The organism is uncultured Barnesiella sp. (assembly GCF_946496565.1).
GTDB classification, from domain to species: domain Bacteria; phylum Bacteroidota; class Bacteroidia; order Bacteroidales; family Barnesiellaceae; genus Barnesiella; species Barnesiella merdigallinarum.
Genome location: NZ_CAMMHD010000016.1, coordinates 30265 through 47082, shown reverse-complemented (window position 1 = coordinate 47082; position 16818 = coordinate 30265). Strand labels below are relative to the sequence as shown.

The following is a 16818-nucleotide window of genomic DNA, read 5'->3' as shown; positions in this document are numbered from 1 at the left end:
CAACAGCAAGTATAACTCGATTTATCATAAATCTCGATAGAAAATAAAAAAATTGAAAATAGGCCCCACAAAAGGAGTTAATCATAAAAAATAAAACTATAATAATTATGGCTATGACTCAATCGCTTGTCACCAATCGCAAATCGTTCCTGCTGCAGATCCTCCCGGTGATGCTCTGCTTCTTTGCCATGGGATTTGTCGACCTCGTAGGCACGGCATCGAACTATGTACAAAAAGATCTCGGCTTAACCGACTCGCAGGCCAACCTCTTCCCCTCGCTCGTATTCTTCTGGTTCCTCATCTTCTCGGTTCCTACCGGCATGTTGATGAACAAAATCGGTCGGAAAAATACAGTTCTCATCAGCCTCGTCGTGACAGCTGCCTCATTGCTCATCCCGCCGTTCGGCGACAGCTACATAGTCATGCTGGTCTCCTTCTCACTGCTCGGTATCGGGAACGCCATCATGCAAACCTCGCTGAACCCGTTGGTAACCAACCTGATAAGCAGTGACAAGCTGGCTTCGACCCTCACCTTCGGCCAGTTTGTAAAAGCCATCGCCTCGTTCCTGGCCCCCATACTGGCCGCCTGGGGAGCCACCACGATATTCCCCACCTTCGGCCTGGGCTGGAGAGCTCTGTTCGTAATCTATGCCGTCATCTGTTTCCTGGCCATCTCGCTGCTGGCAGCAACCCCTATCGACGAAGACAAGCCCGACAAGGCATCCAGCATAGGGAATTGCCTGAAACTGCTCGGCCGCCCCTTCATTCTGCTCTGCTTCATCGGCATCATGTGCCACGTGGGAATAGACGTAGGAACCAACACAACAGCCCCCAAAATCATTATCGAACGACTGGGACTCCCCCTCGAAGAGGCCGGATTCGCCACCAGCATCTACTTCATATTCCGTACGATAGGCTGTTTCCTCGGCGCATTCATCCTGCGCACCATCTCGCCGAAACTCTTTTTTGCCATAAGCGTACTGATGATGCTGGCCGGCATGTGCATCCTGTTTATCTGCAACACCCTCACACCGCTATACATCGGCATCGGCCTCATCGGGTTCGGCAACTCCAACATATTCTCCATTGTATTCTCACAAGCACTCGTCTATGCACCACAAGAGAAAAACGAAGTGTCGGGCCTCATGATCATGGGCCTCTTCGGCGGTACGGTTTTCCCCCTGGCCATGGGTTATGCAGCCGATGCCATCGGCCAAATCGGAGCCGTGGCCGTGATGACGGTCGGAGTCGTCTATCTGCTCTACTATACGCTGAAAATTAAAAACATATAATCACCGTTAACCCCAATCGCATCTAACCCCATGAAAGACATAGTTGTAGGAATGGGCGAAGCCCTGTGGGACATGCTGCCCGAAGGCAAGAAAATAGGCGGAGCCCCGGCCAATTTTGCCTACCACGTATCCCAGTTCGGACTGTCGAGCTGCGTAGTAAGTGCCATAGGCGACGACTCGTTAGGCAAAGAAATCATAGAAAACTTCGCCTCCAAAGGGCTCAACCACCACATTGCCCAAGTACCCTATCCCACCGGCACCGTGCAGGTCGATATCGACCAAGCCGGCATCCCGCAATACGAAATCAAGGAAAACGTAGCGTGGGACAACATACCCTACACCGCCCACCTCGAAGCCTTGGCCGAAAACACAAAAGCCGTATGCTTCGGCTCCCTGGCCCAACGCAGTGTGGTATCGCGCAGCACCATCAACCGCTTTCTCGACGCCATGCCGCAAACCGACGATACCCTCATCGTCTTCGACATCAATCTGCGCCAGGGCTTCTACAACAAGGAGATTCTGTGCAACTCCATGAAGCGGTGCAACATACTGAAGATAAACGACGAAGAGCTCATTCTGGTCAGCCGCATGTTCGGCTACCCCGGCATAGACCTGCAAGACAAATGTTGGATACTCCTCGGGAAGTACAACCTGAAGATGCTCATACTCACTTGCGGCATCAACGGCAGTTACGTATTCACCCCCGGCCACGTGTCGTTCCAACCCACCCCCCAGGTCGAGGTTGCCGATACCGTAGGGGCCGGCGACAGCTTCACTGCCGCCTTCATCGCCTCCCTCCTGAAAGGCAAGAGTGTAACCGAGGCACACCACCTCGCCGTACAAACCTCGGCCTACGTCTGCACCCAAAATGGCGCCATGCCTCTCCTACCCGCCCAACTGACGGCGTAACTACTTCATCCCTTCCCGCGGCTAATGACTACACATTTTCTCACAAAGCATGACCTTCGATACGATTAAAATCGTAACTTTGTTATTACTTATCGGCAAAGCGTTTATGGTGCTTGCGGCTGTGCACCCGGTGGCACAATCCCGAACACGGCGCGGGAAACGATAAGGGAGTTGGAGGTTTTGCGTATGAAGGACGAGCGGTTACACAGTTGTGCCGAACTGATTGACTACATCAATCGAGTGGGCTTCTTGCCCTTGCTGCCCATGGGTATCGCGGGTTGGTCGGCCGAGGAGGTGACCGACGAAGAGTGCCAATATGCCCCCCTGCCCGATGGCGGATGGGAGTGGCCCCTCTGGCAGTGGAAAGGGACTATCTTGCAGGAGAGCGGTTGCGCCTACGGCAAATTCTTCGACCGTAAGGCGGCATTCGTCAGCCGGACGTGGTGGCCCGACTTCTGCAACTACCGGCGCAGCCGATTCCCCTACCCGGCAGAGGGAACCATCGAAGAGGGGATACTCGATACCTTGCGGCGCGAAGGCAGCCTCATCACCCGCGAACTACGCGCGGCATGCGGATTCAACGGGCCCAAAATGCGCAGCCGGTTCGATGCCTACATCACCCGCCTCGAGATGGGGGGCTACATCGTCACCGAAGATTTTGTCTACCCCCGCGACCGTCACGGGCGCGAATATGGGTGGGGCTGGTCGCTGCTCACCACTCCCGAGACGCTTTGGGGCAAAGAGTCGTGTCACCCCGAGCGCACGCCGCAAGAGTCGCGCGAGCGGATACTCGCCCAGCTGCGCCAGATACTACCATCCGTCCCCGAAAAAGTGTATGACGCTCTACTCAAATAAGGGGTAGAGACAGAGAAAACGACCTATATAAATACCAGTGAAATGAGTGCAATCCATAGAATTATCCTCGTAGGTAATGGCTTTGATCTGGCACACGGCCTTGCGACCCGATACGAAAATTTCATCGACTGGTATTGGGAGCAATGGAACATACGATTATCAAGTAGTGGTGATAAAAAAGAAACCGATGGCTTATGTTCTTTCACTCTCAAAGAGAGTGTTAAACTTGCTAGTTGGCGTTGGATTCCATGGTGTTATAAATTACCCGAAAAAGATATGGAACATCTAAAATATGGGATGGTAGATATTGCTCGCTCAGACACGTCCCTCTGCGATTTCCAACAACATAGCGTCTTCTTCCAAAAAATCTGCCAATCTATCGAATCGAAAGGCTGGGTCGATATTGAAAACGAATATTACCAGGCTTTGAATCACGAATACTTCGAATGCCCGGAAAAGCTCAACAAAGAGTTTGAAATCGTGAAGTCGAAATTGGTCGAATACCTCACCCTCGTTCAATCGTCGAATATCGACGAGTCGATTGTAAAGCCAGCGTTGAAAGAAAAAATATTGGCCCCTATCCGCATCGACGAGATTGCCATCGGTGCCCGCTCGCAACTGGTCGACTTCATTCGTTCGCGGTATTTCGGAGAGGCCGACGGGTCATATATTTCCATTGGCGAACAGCTCGGTTGGGACAAAAGAGCAGAAAACATCGAGGCCATGAATCGATTCTCTCGGAAGTGGGGCGACAAAATCGAGGAGTTCGGTATCGAATCTGCAATCGACAGCCACGACATTCCCGAAGTCCTGTTATCTCCCACCCGGCTGATGTTGCTGAACTTCAACTACACCCGCACGGCCGACCTCTATCTGCCCCAAGACAAGAAGCTCGCATATTGGTTTCCCATCGACCACATTCACGGTCAGCTAAACGACCCGCAAAGCATCATCTTCGGCTATGGCGACGAGCTCGACGACAACTACCGAAATATCGTCAAACTCAACAACAACGAGCATTTGCGGAATATCAAATCGATACGATACCTCGAGACCCAGAACTATCGCAACATGCTGGCCTTTATCGAGTCGGCACCCTACCAGGTCTACATCATGGGGCATTCGTGCGGAAACTCCGACAGGACTCTCTTGAACACCCTGTTCGAGCACAAGAACCGTATCTCGATAAAGCCTTTTTATCACCGGCAGGAAGATGGCAGTGACAACTATCTGGAGATTGTCCAGAATATAAGCCGGAACTTTACCGATATGAAACTGATGCGAGACAGAGTGGTAAACAAAACCCTCTGCGAAACCCTTTAGAACCGTACGACCATCGCACCTCACCCACAGTAGAAACGATAGTGTATGGCTTTCAACCCCATACACACCCTCTCATCCCGATTTTACCTTTCGACAATTTCTAAAATACCCATAACATGCAAGGGGCTGTACCGATGCTTTCGCCCCGATACAGCCCCTCGCTCTCAGAAGGATATAATCATTATTTACCTATGTATTCATAAGCGCCTATATCTATATGACCGTTCCAACTTCTATCGTGACCCAGGATGTCGAAATAGAGATTAAAGTCGGACCATTCGGCACCCTTGTCAATCAAAGGCGAGGTAACATGGAGTGAATAATCGCCATTCTCGGGCGATACAAAGTTGGGGCCGTCGGCTGCCATATTTTCCGAACCGAGGATAATAGAGCCATCGGTGCTCGACGGAGCATTATTGAAGGAGAATGATCCCTCTATCGCACAGTTCTTGAAGAAGCAAGAGCCTTGAGCATCGAGATACCCATTGTTATTCTCGCCATTGGTGTGCTTGTTGTTCCATATCACCGTATTATAGACTTCGGTTCCGGCTCCAGCTCTCAAACCGCTACTGCTACCGCCACTCGTATTGTTGACAATGGTCGTATTGTATATCTTCGATCCCTGCGAGTTTACGGTCGACGAGTTGTTAATGGTATTGTTCCCATAAATCAAGCAGTTGTACAACTTACATTTGCTAAAGTATCCACCGGCATCTCGCGTAGTATTGTTACCGGTGATAATGCAGTTGCGGAATACCCAGTTGTCATAGGCTTCGATAGTACCCAAACCTTGTGAGCTCACCGAACCGGTAAATACAAAGCCATCTACATAGCATTCGTCGGTTTGGTCATAGGCATAAATCGACGACCACGTATTTGCCGGAGCTGCTTTCAGCACCGACTTTTTACTCATATCGCGGTCTTTCAACTTGGTTTCATTGCCGGCAAAACCGCCATAAACATTGATGCCTCTCTTCAAGGTCAGATAATCTTTCAACACATATTCACCTTCGGCAATCCACAAATCCATATCGCCATAATTACTACATGCGGCTACACCATCTTCTACGGTTCCAAAGGCTCGTTCCCAACTGGTACCGTCGCCACCAGAGACTCCAGCTTTCACATAGACACGTTGACTACGAGCTTTTTGCGAAATAAACAAAGTATCGGTAGCCGTTTCGTCGGAGCTCTTGACGCACACGTAACCCCATCGCTCTTCTATCCCTGCATTCTGAGATACCGAAACCTTGATATTGATGTCCTGAACAATATCACCCTCAAAAGTCGGAGCCTCAAGAATGCTAATCCAGTCGTTAGATGCCGTACATTGATAGTTGACATTGAGCGAAACGGGAATTACCAGCTCTTCGCCAGCCTTTTCGAGCAGCACATCTTTATCCTCGGCATTCAACGGTATCGACAAAATGTTCTCTACATTGGCCTGAACGATGGTCAATCGCGACTCGGTGGTACCGTCGGCACTGCGAACAATCAACTCTCTCGTGATTTCATTACCGGTATTATTGGGCGAAACCGCCACCTTCAACTGGCTCTCGCTGAGTTTGGTTGCAGTGACACCCTCCAGGCCCTCGGTAACCGGCTCCCACTCTACTTTCGTGGCCACATCAATAACAGCCTCACCTCCGTTTTTATTGAATATGATTTTCTCTTTCGAGAGGGTTATCAAACTGCCCCGACCGTTTTGGATAACATGCACCTTGGTCGACATCTGGTCCATCAACCGTACTTCGATCCAGCCTTCACGCAAATCCATATTCGGATTTTCCTGAACCTCCATGACTATGGAATCGGGTTTCAGATACTGCCCTCTGTAACGAACCATCTTTATCCACGACACCGAAGACTCGGCATACCACGGATAGGTAGACTTCAGCATGATTACATTTCTCGACGCCGTAGGACCAACGACCAACTCGTCGGTTATCTCTATGCCCGGATCCAATTTTTGCTCAATGTTATCATCATCGCACGACAGCAACATGGTTGCTAAAAGAATAAATGCGCTTAATCTAAAAATCAGTTTCATAGTCCCTTATTTTTTTATTACAACTAACCCATTCAATACTTCTCTCACCGGATTATCCGAAGGGGTATTCATCAACTCAAACGAAACTTGCCCTCCGGTCTCGGTTCTCTTGACCATCGTTGTCGAGCCTCCTCCATCGAGATTCAAGGCTTGATAACAGCCGGCTCCTTGACATAGAAGAATCAAATCTTCCAACCTCATTCCATTGGAATAGTTGGGCTGCCGGCCATCCAGCACAAACAGTTGAACCTTCAGATTATCTCTTGATACACCCACAAATGTTCTCGGATGAAACTCCATGGCATTATCATTCACACTGAATTTCTTGACCGGTTCTCCATCGATCATCATCCGTTGCCAGCCCGACAAGGCGCTCATCACATTAGCCTCGTTCTCCTTAAACTCTTCGATGGTCGAAATATGGGCCGTTCCGTCTTTCAAGATATAGAAGGCATGATCGGCTTCATATCCCAGGGTAGTCCACAAGGCTTTCCCATCCTTATAGACCAAACCACCCGGAATCCAGGTGCCGGCCGTAGTCGAGGACTCTGAAAAATAGTCACCGTTTGTAGCCAGATAGACATGCTTGCCGGCCGCCTCGGCACACATGGCCTGCTCGGCTACGGTCTGCAACTTCGAGCCCACCTCGTCCAGATTGTCCGGGGTAGAGACACTTATCGTCACATCTTTGGTAAGGTCTATTTCGGCAATAAGCATTCTGGTCGGTTTGCGACAATACGTAAAGGTTACATCTACGATATTGATACCATCGACCAACTGGTAGGAGTCCTCCTTGTCGACCGACTGAATATAGGGAACATTGTCGGCGATATTTTGCATAATAGGCAGTTTGGCTCCCTTGTGAGGATTCTCTACCTCGTTCTCGGCACAACTGCAAAGAGCAAACAGGCCGATAAAATTCAATACAAAAAATATAGTGCTTGTCTTCAAATAATAGGTATTCATATCTGTTCTGTTTTATTCCCAGCCCGGGTTGTTAGGTAATAAGTTAGGATTCAACGAGATTTCATCGAGCGGAACATTGTACAAATAGTTTTTCTCCGTGAAATTCATGCTGTAAGTAGCCCGCTTGGCATACGGTGTGATAAAACCGTCCTGATCGAAACCTACCAAATCGCTAATGGTATTTATCTCATCCTGCGTGTACAGCGTCGGGTCCATTTTGGCACCTCGTCTCACTTTGTTGTAAACGATGGTACCCACATTCCAGCGGCACACATCGTCCCAACGATACCCTTCGGCAAAGAGTTCGATGCGGCGCTCGCGTCTAATCTCCCGAATCAGATTCTTGTTGGGCCCTTTAATATCGGGATACTCCTTAACCAGATTGGGGTCTTCGACCGGATTCTCGGTCAGCGGGAACGGGAAACCGACCCGGGCTCTCAACTTGTTGATTGTCTTGTCGAGTTCGGGATCCTTGCCCAACTCGGCACCGGCCTCGGCTCTGATAAGCAATACCTCGGCATACCTCATCACCGGGGCATCGGTCCCGCCCTTGAAGTTTCCAATCAAATGCTCTTCCTTCTTATAGAATTTTGCCATGGCATAACCGGTGCTCGATGCCCCGTAAAACGTGCGAGTCTCCGACGAGGGTAATATCGAGAATATATTGGGAGCTCCGCCCAAACCATCCTTAAACAAATACCGGGCATTGGGATTTCCCTCTTCGGGGATACAGAGGGTCTGCAACAGGCGGCCGTCGCGATTTTTCATCTCTGCGATATATCCCATATCGGGGTTGTGACACCCACAGATAGAAATAGGCAGACCGGTGTTGGCACACAGATACTCCTCGAAGCAATCCCGGCTCATGCCCAACTCGCCATAGGGTATCGAGTTGGTAACCTGGTGTCCCATGTTTATCGAAGGGTCGTACTCTCTCGAGAGTATGATTTCGCTGTTGGCATTGTAATCGTCCTGTATGAACAACTCGAAGTAGCTGTTCTCGGGGCCGGCGGCATCGTACAACGAATAGCCATACTCCATCAACTCACCGGCAGCTGCATAGGCCTCTTCCAGGAATCGAACATCGTCGTCGATATTTCTGTATCGGCGATAGGTGCCTTCGTACAGACAGATTCGGGCCTTAAGCAACAACGCTGCGTCGCGACTCACCCGATAGACAGCCGTCTTTCGCGGCAAAAACTCGATAGCCCGGTTGATGGTACTCAGTATGGAATCCATCACGAGTATTCTGGAATCGCGTCCTTTATACAACTCGGGCGACTCGGCCGTCAGCACCCCATCGTACCAAGGCACATCGCCAAACAGCTTCACTTTATTGAAATAGTCGAATGCCTTGAAAAAGAGCATCTCTCCTGCATATCTTCGTTTATCGCTTATCGATGCCGGCGACTTTTCATAATTGGTCAAGAACTCGTTACAGCCACGAACCACCGACCAGCTCCAGTCGCTATTGCTGGTCAACACCGTGTTCTGACCAAATGTGATTATGCTCGGAGCCGAGCCCAGCAGATTGTCCGACTGGTATTCCGAGTTAATCATATCGCCTATTGTCCAACTCTGCGGATCGCCATGACCTTTGATCAGTTTGGGATAATATAAATTGCAATACTGCTCCAAAGCGGCAGCATTGGCAGTACTCCAAAAGGTATTATTGTCAATCGCATCGCCTGGAATAGTATCCAAATAGTCGCAACTATTCATCGCTGCTGCTATAATCAAAATCAATAATGAACAATTCTTTTTCATATGTATGATTCTTATCTTTATCGATTCTACTCACTATACTCTAAAACGTAATATTTATGCCAAACGAATAGCTTCTCATAAAGGCATACTCTTTTCCAGCATTCTCACTCTGCAGACTCTTGTCGACTGTTATCTGATCGACAATATCGGGAGTCATGAAGGGCGGCATATGTGTCTTCTCCCACAAGTTCAAGCCACTTAAATAGATATTTATATTCTCGGCTTTTATACGGCTCACCCACTTCTTGGGCAAATTATAGGCAATCGTCAAATCTTTCAACCTGATGTACGAAGCATCTTGCAGATACTTGGTCTGAACCTGCTTGCTGCGTTTATTGCCATTGGCATTCAACCGCGGATAATAGGCGGTAGGATTCTCGTACGTCCAGGTATTGTCTATGTGATACTGAGTCACGTTCGAGTTGTATATTCCTCTGGAGAATCCCCAGAACTGGTCGCTGCCCGTCCACATGTCTCTTTTGCCTATCCCCTCGAACAAGACTCTGACACTGAGTCCATGCCACTCGATACCGCCTTGAATATTGTAGCGATAGCGAGGTGTAGAGTTACCGATAATTGTCTTGTCGCCCGGATTGCTCAACGTCACATTACCGTTATCGATTACGCCGTCGCCGTTCAGGTCCTTGTACTTGATATCTCCGGGATACCACTTCGTCGAGATAAACTTCTGTACGTAGTTCATCTTGTCGGCCTCGAAGTCGTCGATAATATACCCATCGGTCACATACCCCCAGATTTCGCCCAACTTCTGACCCTTGTAGTACATGCCGTCGGCCAGAGAGCCGCTGGGGTTGTCGTATTTGGTTATCTCGGCCTGATAGTCCGATAATCCCAAAGTCACATGATAACTGATCGGACTGTTCAGGACGGCTCCCGTTTTATCATGCCAGGTAAGCTCCAGTTCCCAACCGGTGGTTCTCATGTCGGCCAGATTCTTTTTGCCGCCACTCGTTCCCAATACGGCCGGCAATGTAATCTCTCTGACCATTCCTTTCGTATCTCGTATGTAATAGTCGAACGAGCCCGACAACCGATTCTTAAACAGCGTAAAATCCAAACCCAGGTTCTTCGACTCCACCTTTTCCCAGGAGACGAGGCTCGGCAGCGAGGGAATATTCAAGGCATTGATTATCGAACCGTTCATCATGTAATTGTCCATCGACACCCCCGTCAGTATAGACATGTAGGAGTGGTTGCTGTCGGTCACCTGGTTGCCCAGCGAACCGATTGAAAATCTGAATTTCAAGTTATCTACGACCTTCGTCAACGGCTTGAAGAAGGGTTCCTCCGAAAGTCTCCATCCCACCGATGCCGAGGGGAAGAAGGCCCATCGGTCATCCTTGGCATACTTCGACGAACCGTCGTAACGGCCGTTCAACTCCAGCAAGTATCTCGACTTGTAATTGTAGTTCATTCTGAAAAACATGCCTTGTATTCTCCATATATCGATTACCTCGCTATTGGTCTTGTAGTTGATGGTCAGATCGGACACCGGCAGATCGTTCAGATAGAGGTCGGTCATTGTATACGACGTGGACGAATAGGTCTTCTCCTCCTGGTTATAACCCACCATAATGTTGAAATCGTGTGCATCGTCAAAGACCTTCTTGTACTCGGCCCACACGTTGAACGCACTGTATATATTGTTCGAATTGCTGTTTGTCACATAGTTGGGGGTCTCTACCAAATAGGGAGTCCGGCCTTCGGGGAAAGTCTGCGTCATCTCTTTGCGATGTATCTTATTTCCAATCGAATATCGGTTCCACGAATAGTCTCCCTTGATAGAGAGTCCCTTCAACGGGTGTATGTCGAAGCGCCCCGTATACCACTGGTCCCAGGTATCCTCGACATTCCTGCCGGCCAAAGCCATGCGCCCGGCCACGTTGTAGTTACCGCTATTCAGATACAAACCGGCAAAATCGCCGTTCGGCAGATAGATCGACAACGTGGGGAACATGCGGTACACCTCGTAAAACCAGGTCACCTGGTCCGACCCCTGATTGTCCATGTAGGGCTCGTCGCTTTCGATATAGTTCATGCGGGTAGAGACTCCCAGGTCTAACCACTTGAAGACCTTGGTATCGAAATTGAACGACAGATTGAACCGCTTGTACTTGTCGTTGCCGAAACGGAATATACCCGACTGGTCCTTGTAGCCGACCGAGGCATAATACCTATTTCTCTCGGTCCCGCCCGAGATGCTTACATTGTGCTGTTGCATAAAAGCCGCCTTTTTATAGAAGGCATCGAGCCAATCGGTATTCCCTACATAGGCCCAACCGGGATTGTCGGGGGTGTAGATGGCATTCTGAATACCCTCGGTATCGACCAATATCGGCGGATTGTTGGCCGGGTCGGCTATATGGGCTCTAAGGGCATCCATAAACTTCTCGTTGAAATAGTACGTACCGGGGTTGTCATAGTCGTAGGCCTTGTTCCACATTTCGGCCCAGACATCGGCTCGAGGCATCTCGGGCAGCCGAGCCGGCGTGCTCCAGGAGAAGTTGTTCGAATACGATATTCTGGCTTTCTGCTTGGCACTCCCCTTCTTGGTCGTTATCAACATCACACCAAAAGCGGCACGAGCTCCATATATTGCCGCCGACGAAGCATCCTTCAATATCGAAATGCTTTCCACATCTTGAGGATTGATCAACGACAGGTCGGAGATTTCGACCCCATCGACCAATATCAAGGCTTCACCACCGTTCAACGAAGTATTACCGCGGATGTTGATTTTCGCCTCCTCATTCGGCTGACCGCTGTTAAACGTAATGTTCAGGTTGGGAACAAGACCTTGCAATCCCTGGGCGATGTTACCGATGGGTCTGTTTTCCAGCAGATCTCTCGATGCGGTAGCTACGGCGCCGGTCAGGTTTACCTTCTTCTGGGTACCATAGCCCACCACTACAACCTCATCGAGCAGCTGTCTGTCTTCCTGCATCACGACCTTCAGGTTGGTCGGCTTGTTTATCGCAAAATATTGTGTCTTGAAACCTATCGAAGCAACCTTCAAAGAAGAACCTGCCGGCACCGAAATCGAAAAGTAGCCATCGACATCGGTCGATGTACCGATGGAAGAACCTTCGACGGCAACCGTCGCGCCCGGCATAGACTCGCCATTCTCGTCCAGCACCCGACCTTTTACCTCTACCTTTTTATTTTCCGTTTTGGGAACAACCTTCAAAACAATCTGGTTTCCCGTAATCGAGTATTGAACATTCGTACCTTCAAATATCTTTTTCAGTACCTCGTTTATGTTCTCATTGTTGACCGATATGGATACCTTTCTATTGATATCGACCAGATTTTCATTGTAGGAAAATCGATAATCGGTTTGGCTCTCCACCCGCTGCAAAACATTCTCTACCTTCACATTCTTCAGATTCAGAGTCAGCTTTGCATTCTGGCCGAATAGGGGTATCGTCAAAAAAGCACTAAGCAAACATGATATTAAATATTTTTTATTCATATAGATTAAGACATAGAGTTAAACACTATTTACACTAAAAACATTTTACTCTTTCCTCAAAAACTCAAACAGACTTGGTTCCAAGTATTAGATTCAAAATTCAAACTATTTTCTTCATACACATAACTATATTTTTATTAGACATAAAAGGTTTTTCCATTGCAATGTATAAATAGGACGATTAACGGCCCGGCAACCACAACAACGAGGCTTCAAAAATAACATCGTTTTTTGTTCCGAGCCAATGCGTTTTTTCGGAACCACATTTAAACAGCTATTATTCAAAAGAATATAATTTTTATCAAACAATTAAAATATAAATATTGATAAATAAATCTCTCCGCTTTATATTTGCAACAATCAAAAAAAGGCGGTATCCACAAACGATATATGAAGAGGATAATACAATACGATAACGAATTCGAGTTGATCGTCGCGCTCAAAAAAGGGGAACACGACGCATACTCTTATTTATTTTCAAAGTATTACAACGACCTTGTTCTATACGGTGGAACAATCATACAAAACCAGGAAGTCTGCGAAGACATCGTTCAGAATATATTCCTTTACATCTGGGACAACCGGGAGAGTATCCAAATCAAATCGCTCAAATCCTACCTCCTGCGAGCGGTCCGGAACAGTTGCTTCGACGAAATAAAGCACTACAAGATAGTAAACGAGCATACCGATTTTGTCACCAGACAAAATACCCTGGAAATCAACGATACCGAAGAATACATCCTGTTTTCCGAACTTAATGCCAAACTGCAAGAGGCGATAGAGATGCTGCCCGAAGAAGAAAAAACCACATTCAAGATGAGTAGAATACACGAAATGAAATATCAACAGATAGCCGAGGAGTTACAGGTTTCGGTACGGACCGTCGAAGTCCGAATCGCCAAATCCATAAAACACCTCAAAGTGTTGTTAAATGATTTTTTTCCTTTCTTATTATTTATTCTCATTTGATAATTGTGGATGAACCCTACTCAATCGTCATACTTAAACAAATGGTACATAATCGATGAATCTCAAACGACGACTTTTCAAAATCGCACATACGATTTTCACGATAGGTTTAGGTATTTCAGTGTCAACTAAAAGCAGAAGGTAAAATGAAAAACGAAGATATAATAACCAGAATCCTCTCGGGAAACGCCGACCCGGCCGATGTAAAGGCCTTTACGGCATGGCTGAACGAGTGTGAAGAAAACAAGACCGAGTTCCGCCGGTTAAAGAACATTTGGGATGCAACCCATCCGGCTTTCAATCCGGCTCAAATCGACACGCGCAAAGCCGAAAGCCGATTCTTCGAAAAAATAGGCAAAGAGCAACGCTCGAGCCGAATCGCTGCCTTTACAAACTTCATGTACCGGGCGGCCGCCATACTCTTCATTCCCCTGCTCATCGCCACCCTCTATCTATACAACCAGAACGCACATCGGTCCTCTGCCGGCCGCCCGACAGCCATGCAGACCATCTCGGTCCCCTACGGAATTACCTCTTCGGTCGAGCTGCCCGACGGCTCTACCGTCTGGCTCAACTCAGGGACCTCCTTCAAATATCCCGTTCAGTTCGACAGCAACGTCCGGCAGGTCGAGCTCATTCAGGGCGAAGCCTTCTTCGAGGTCAATGCCGACCCGCAACACCCCTTCATCGTCAACACCAACCACATCAGTGTCACGGCCACCGGCACTCGATTCAACGTCAACGCCTATCCCAACGAGAGCAGCCTCTATGTCTCGCTCGACAAAGGCCGGGTAAACATAACCGACCACATCACCCAAAAGCTCATTGCCATGAGCCCCGGCGAAATACTGAACTACAACAAGGCCGACAACTCCTACTCCCTCCGCCCGGGTAATGTCTATAACAACTACGCCTGGATCGACGGCATCACCATCTTCCGGGATGTCACCCTCAAAGAGGTATTCAACAAACTGGAACAGAAGTATAACGTAAAATTCATAATCCAGGACCCCGAAATCAACAGCTACCCCTACCATGCCACCTTCGAGAACGAATCGCTCAGCGAAATTCTGGACCTCCTGGAAGAGGGCAACGCCATCTCGTGCAAAGACATCAGCAAGCAACACAGCGAGGTTAAGGGCAAAAAGGTATACCAAGTCTCCAAAACCGGGAGATAACCCCCTCACGATTGAGCCGATGAACAAAACAATTTGAACCGCTGAATAAACCGGGTCTCTGATACAAGCACTACTTTTGCCGGTGAGGGTGAGGGTCGACAACGGGTCGCCCCACCCGCTGATGTAACCTAAAATTGTACCGACGTATGAAGAGACTCGTCTATTTTTTTCTGGCAACGACTTTGACATGGGGCGCTCTGGCCTGCAAGGGCGACGAGCCGGCCTCGAGTAACCAACAAACCGGGAACACGGGCAGCGGACCTGGCGCCGACGACCCCGACGTTGCCCCCTCCGACTCGACCGACAACCCCGGCGACACCAACTCCGTTCTGGGTCGTACCCTCATCGTCTATTACAGCTACACCAACCACACCCACACGATTGTGACCGAGCTGCAAAAGCTCGTCAATGCCGACCTGCTGCGGGTGGAACCGGCCCAAAAGGGCCTCGACTATGAGGCCAACAACTACGCCATCGGCAGCGAGCAGATTGCAGCCATCCGCGCGAACCCCGACGATGCGGCCTCCTACCCGGCCATCGACCCCGTCGAGGTCGATTTCAGCAGCTACAACACCATTGTCGTGGGGGCTCCCCTCTGGTGGAGCAACATGGCGGCTCCGTTGCAGACCTTCCTGTTCAACTACGGTTCCCGGATGGCCGGCAAACAGATAGGGCTGATCGTGTCGAGCGCCAGCAGCGGAATCGGCGGAGTCGAGGCCGACGCCCGGCGCCTGATTCCCGACGGCCGGTTCCTGTCGCCCAGCCTCTGGATTCGCTCGTCGCAGACCTCAGACTGTCACGCCATGCTCACCGATTGGCTGGACGAAGTCGGCCTGCCCAAATAGGAACTACTATCGCCCCCAACTACTTCCCTCCCGCGTATCGTTTTCCCCCCTCCCACGGTACACGGGCGGTCCCTCGGCTCGGGATGCCCCGCAACTCCCGGGCCGAACTTTTTTTTACCCCTTTTCCCCCACGAAGAAGAGGTGCCGCCACAGAAAAAAAGTCGGGCAAGGCGTCCATTCGGCTCCCGACTTTTTGTACATTTGTCCCACGAAACCTATCGGAATAACCGTTATGATCAAGATATATGGCATGAGCACCTGCCCCGACTGCACCTACGTCGAGGAGCAGGTCAAAGGCAACAGCCGCTACGAAGTGATCGACATCGGGCGGCACGTGAGAGACCTCAAAGCCTTTCTGCGGCTGCGCGACACCCACCCGGCATTCGACGGCGCCAAGCGCGCAGGAGCGGTGGGCATACCCTGTTTCGTACTCGACGACGGCACCGTCACCCTCGTGGCCGAAGAGGCCGGCCTGCACGCCCGCCCCGTGGCCGACGGCTCGGCCTGCAACCTCGACGGCAGCGGCTGCTGACCCCGCCACACACACCTGCCCTATGGAAACGGCCATGCCTCTCGTTCTCTTCCTCCACGGTTTCTTTGCCGCAGGAGCCTGTGCGCCTGCCCAAGCCTTGACTCAAGGTCTCGCGGGGCAAGCCCGGGTAGTTGCGCCCGACCTGCCGCTGCACCCCGGCGAAGCGCTCGACCTCGTCCATCGGCTATGCCTGCAGCACCACCCCGCCGCGATTGCGGGCAACAGCAACGGCGCATTCCTGGCCCAGATAGCCGCCTCGCGCCTGGGACTGCCCGCGCTGCTGGGTAACCCCCACTTCGAGATGACCCTCTTCCTCACCCCGCGTCTCGGGCCCCACGAATACAAGGCCCCGCGTGCCGACGGCCGCCAGCACTTCGTCATCGACCAGCCCCTCATCGACGAGTTTGCCCGGCTGCAACAGCACCAGTGGGACTACGACTCCTCCGCCAACCGCGACCGTATCTGGGGCCTCTTCGGCACGAGCGACACGCTGGCCCACTACGAACCCCTCTTCCTCGAGCACTACACCCACGCCTTCCACTTCCCCGGGGCCCACACCCCTACCCCCGACGAGGTGCTGCGCTACTACGTGCCGCTGGTCGTGCAGCTCATCGACCGCTACGCCACCCGGTAGCCGCC

13 protein-coding genes are annotated in these 16818 nt (G+C 50.3%); 9 read left to right on the top strand and 4 right to left on the bottom strand.

The window, feature by feature from the left end:
• Nucleotides 1–113: 113 nt before the first annotated feature.
• The 4 genes from Q1K76_RS09345 (at nt 114) to Q1K76_RS09330 (ending at nt 4379) form a co-directional block, all read left to right on the top strand.
• Nucleotides 114–1292, top strand: coding sequence for an MFS transporter (locus tag Q1K76_RS09345; protein WP_241147791.1), 1179 nt, complete (start codon nt 114–116; stop codon nt 1290–1292).
• A 30-nt stretch (nt 1293–1322) separates the two neighbouring features.
• Nucleotides 1323–2201: a carbohydrate kinase gene (locus Q1K76_RS09340; protein ID WP_087407691.1), complete on the top strand. Its 879-nt coding sequence runs from the start codon at nt 1323–1325 to the stop codon at nt 2199–2201.
• Nucleotides 2202–2387: 186 nt separating this feature from the next.
• A complete protein-coding gene (locus Q1K76_RS09335) occupies nt 2388–3056 on the top strand; it encodes a hypothetical protein (protein ID WP_258326995.1) in 669 nt (222 codons plus the stop codon).
• A 42-nt stretch (nt 3057–3098) separates the two neighbouring features.
• The gene (locus tag Q1K76_RS09330; RefSeq protein WP_300132822.1) at nt 3099–4379 is read left to right on the top strand and encodes an AbiH family protein; all 1281 of its coding nucleotides are present in this window, start codon (nt 3099–3101) and stop codon (nt 4377–4379) included.
• Between the two features lie 181 nt (nt 4380–4560).
• Here the strand turns inward: Q1K76_RS09330 and Q1K76_RS09325 are convergent, their stop codons facing one another.
• From Q1K76_RS09325 to Q1K76_RS09310, 4 genes are read right to left on the bottom strand one after another with little or no spacing between them, the layout of a single operon-like run.
• Nucleotides 4561–6429 carry a choice-of-anchor Q domain-containing protein gene (locus Q1K76_RS09325; protein WP_298663798.1) on the bottom strand — a complete coding sequence of 623 codons (1869 nt, stop codon included), beginning with the start codon at nt 6427–6429 and terminating at the stop codon, nt 4561–4563.
• 6 nt (nt 6430–6435) lie between these two features.
• The gene (locus tag Q1K76_RS09320; protein WP_300132819.1) at nt 6436–7395 is read right to left on the bottom strand and encodes a phosphodiester glycosidase family protein; all 960 of its coding nucleotides are present in this window, start codon (nt 7393–7395) and stop codon (nt 6436–6438) included.
• Nucleotides 7396–7407: 12 nt separating this feature from the next.
• Nucleotides 7408–9162 (bottom strand): RagB/SusD family nutrient uptake outer membrane protein, encoded by a 1755-nt coding sequence (locus tag Q1K76_RS09315; protein ID WP_258326999.1) that lies wholly within the window; start codon nt 9160–9162, stop codon nt 7408–7410.
• 40 nt (nt 9163–9202) lie between these two features.
• Nucleotides 9203–12628: a TonB-dependent receptor gene (locus Q1K76_RS09310; protein WP_300132816.1), complete on the bottom strand. Its 3426-nt coding sequence runs from the start codon at nt 12626–12628 to the stop codon at nt 9203–9205.
• 417 nt (nt 12629–13045) lie between these two features.
• Here Q1K76_RS09310 and Q1K76_RS09305 point away from each other — a divergent pair, with 417 nt between their 5' ends.
• From Q1K76_RS09305 to Q1K76_RS09285, 5 genes are all read left to right on the top strand, one after another.
• On the top strand, nt 13046–13624 hold the full coding sequence (locus Q1K76_RS09305) for an RNA polymerase sigma-70 factor (protein ID WP_087407697.1): 579 nt from the start codon (nt 13046–13048) through the stop codon (nt 13622–13624).
• Between the two features lie 146 nt (nt 13625–13770).
• The gene (locus Q1K76_RS09300) at nt 13771–14802 is read left to right on the top strand and encodes a FecR family protein (protein ID WP_300132813.1); all 1032 of its coding nucleotides are present in this window, start codon (nt 13771–13773) and stop codon (nt 14800–14802) included.
• Between the two features lie 146 nt (nt 14803–14948).
• Nucleotides 14949–15647, top strand: coding sequence for a flavodoxin (locus Q1K76_RS09295; protein WP_300132810.1), 699 nt, complete (start codon nt 14949–14951; stop codon nt 15645–15647).
• Between the two features lie 232 nt (nt 15648–15879).
• Entirely contained in the window at nt 15880–16179 is a 300-nt protein-coding gene (locus Q1K76_RS09290; protein ID WP_087407700.1) for a glutaredoxin-related protein, read from the top strand.
• Between the two features lie 22 nt (nt 16180–16201).
• Entirely contained in the window at nt 16202–16813 is a 612-nt protein-coding gene (locus tag Q1K76_RS09285; protein WP_300132807.1) for a YqiA/YcfP family alpha/beta fold hydrolase, read from the top strand.
• Nucleotides 16814–16818: the final 5 nt, after the last annotated feature.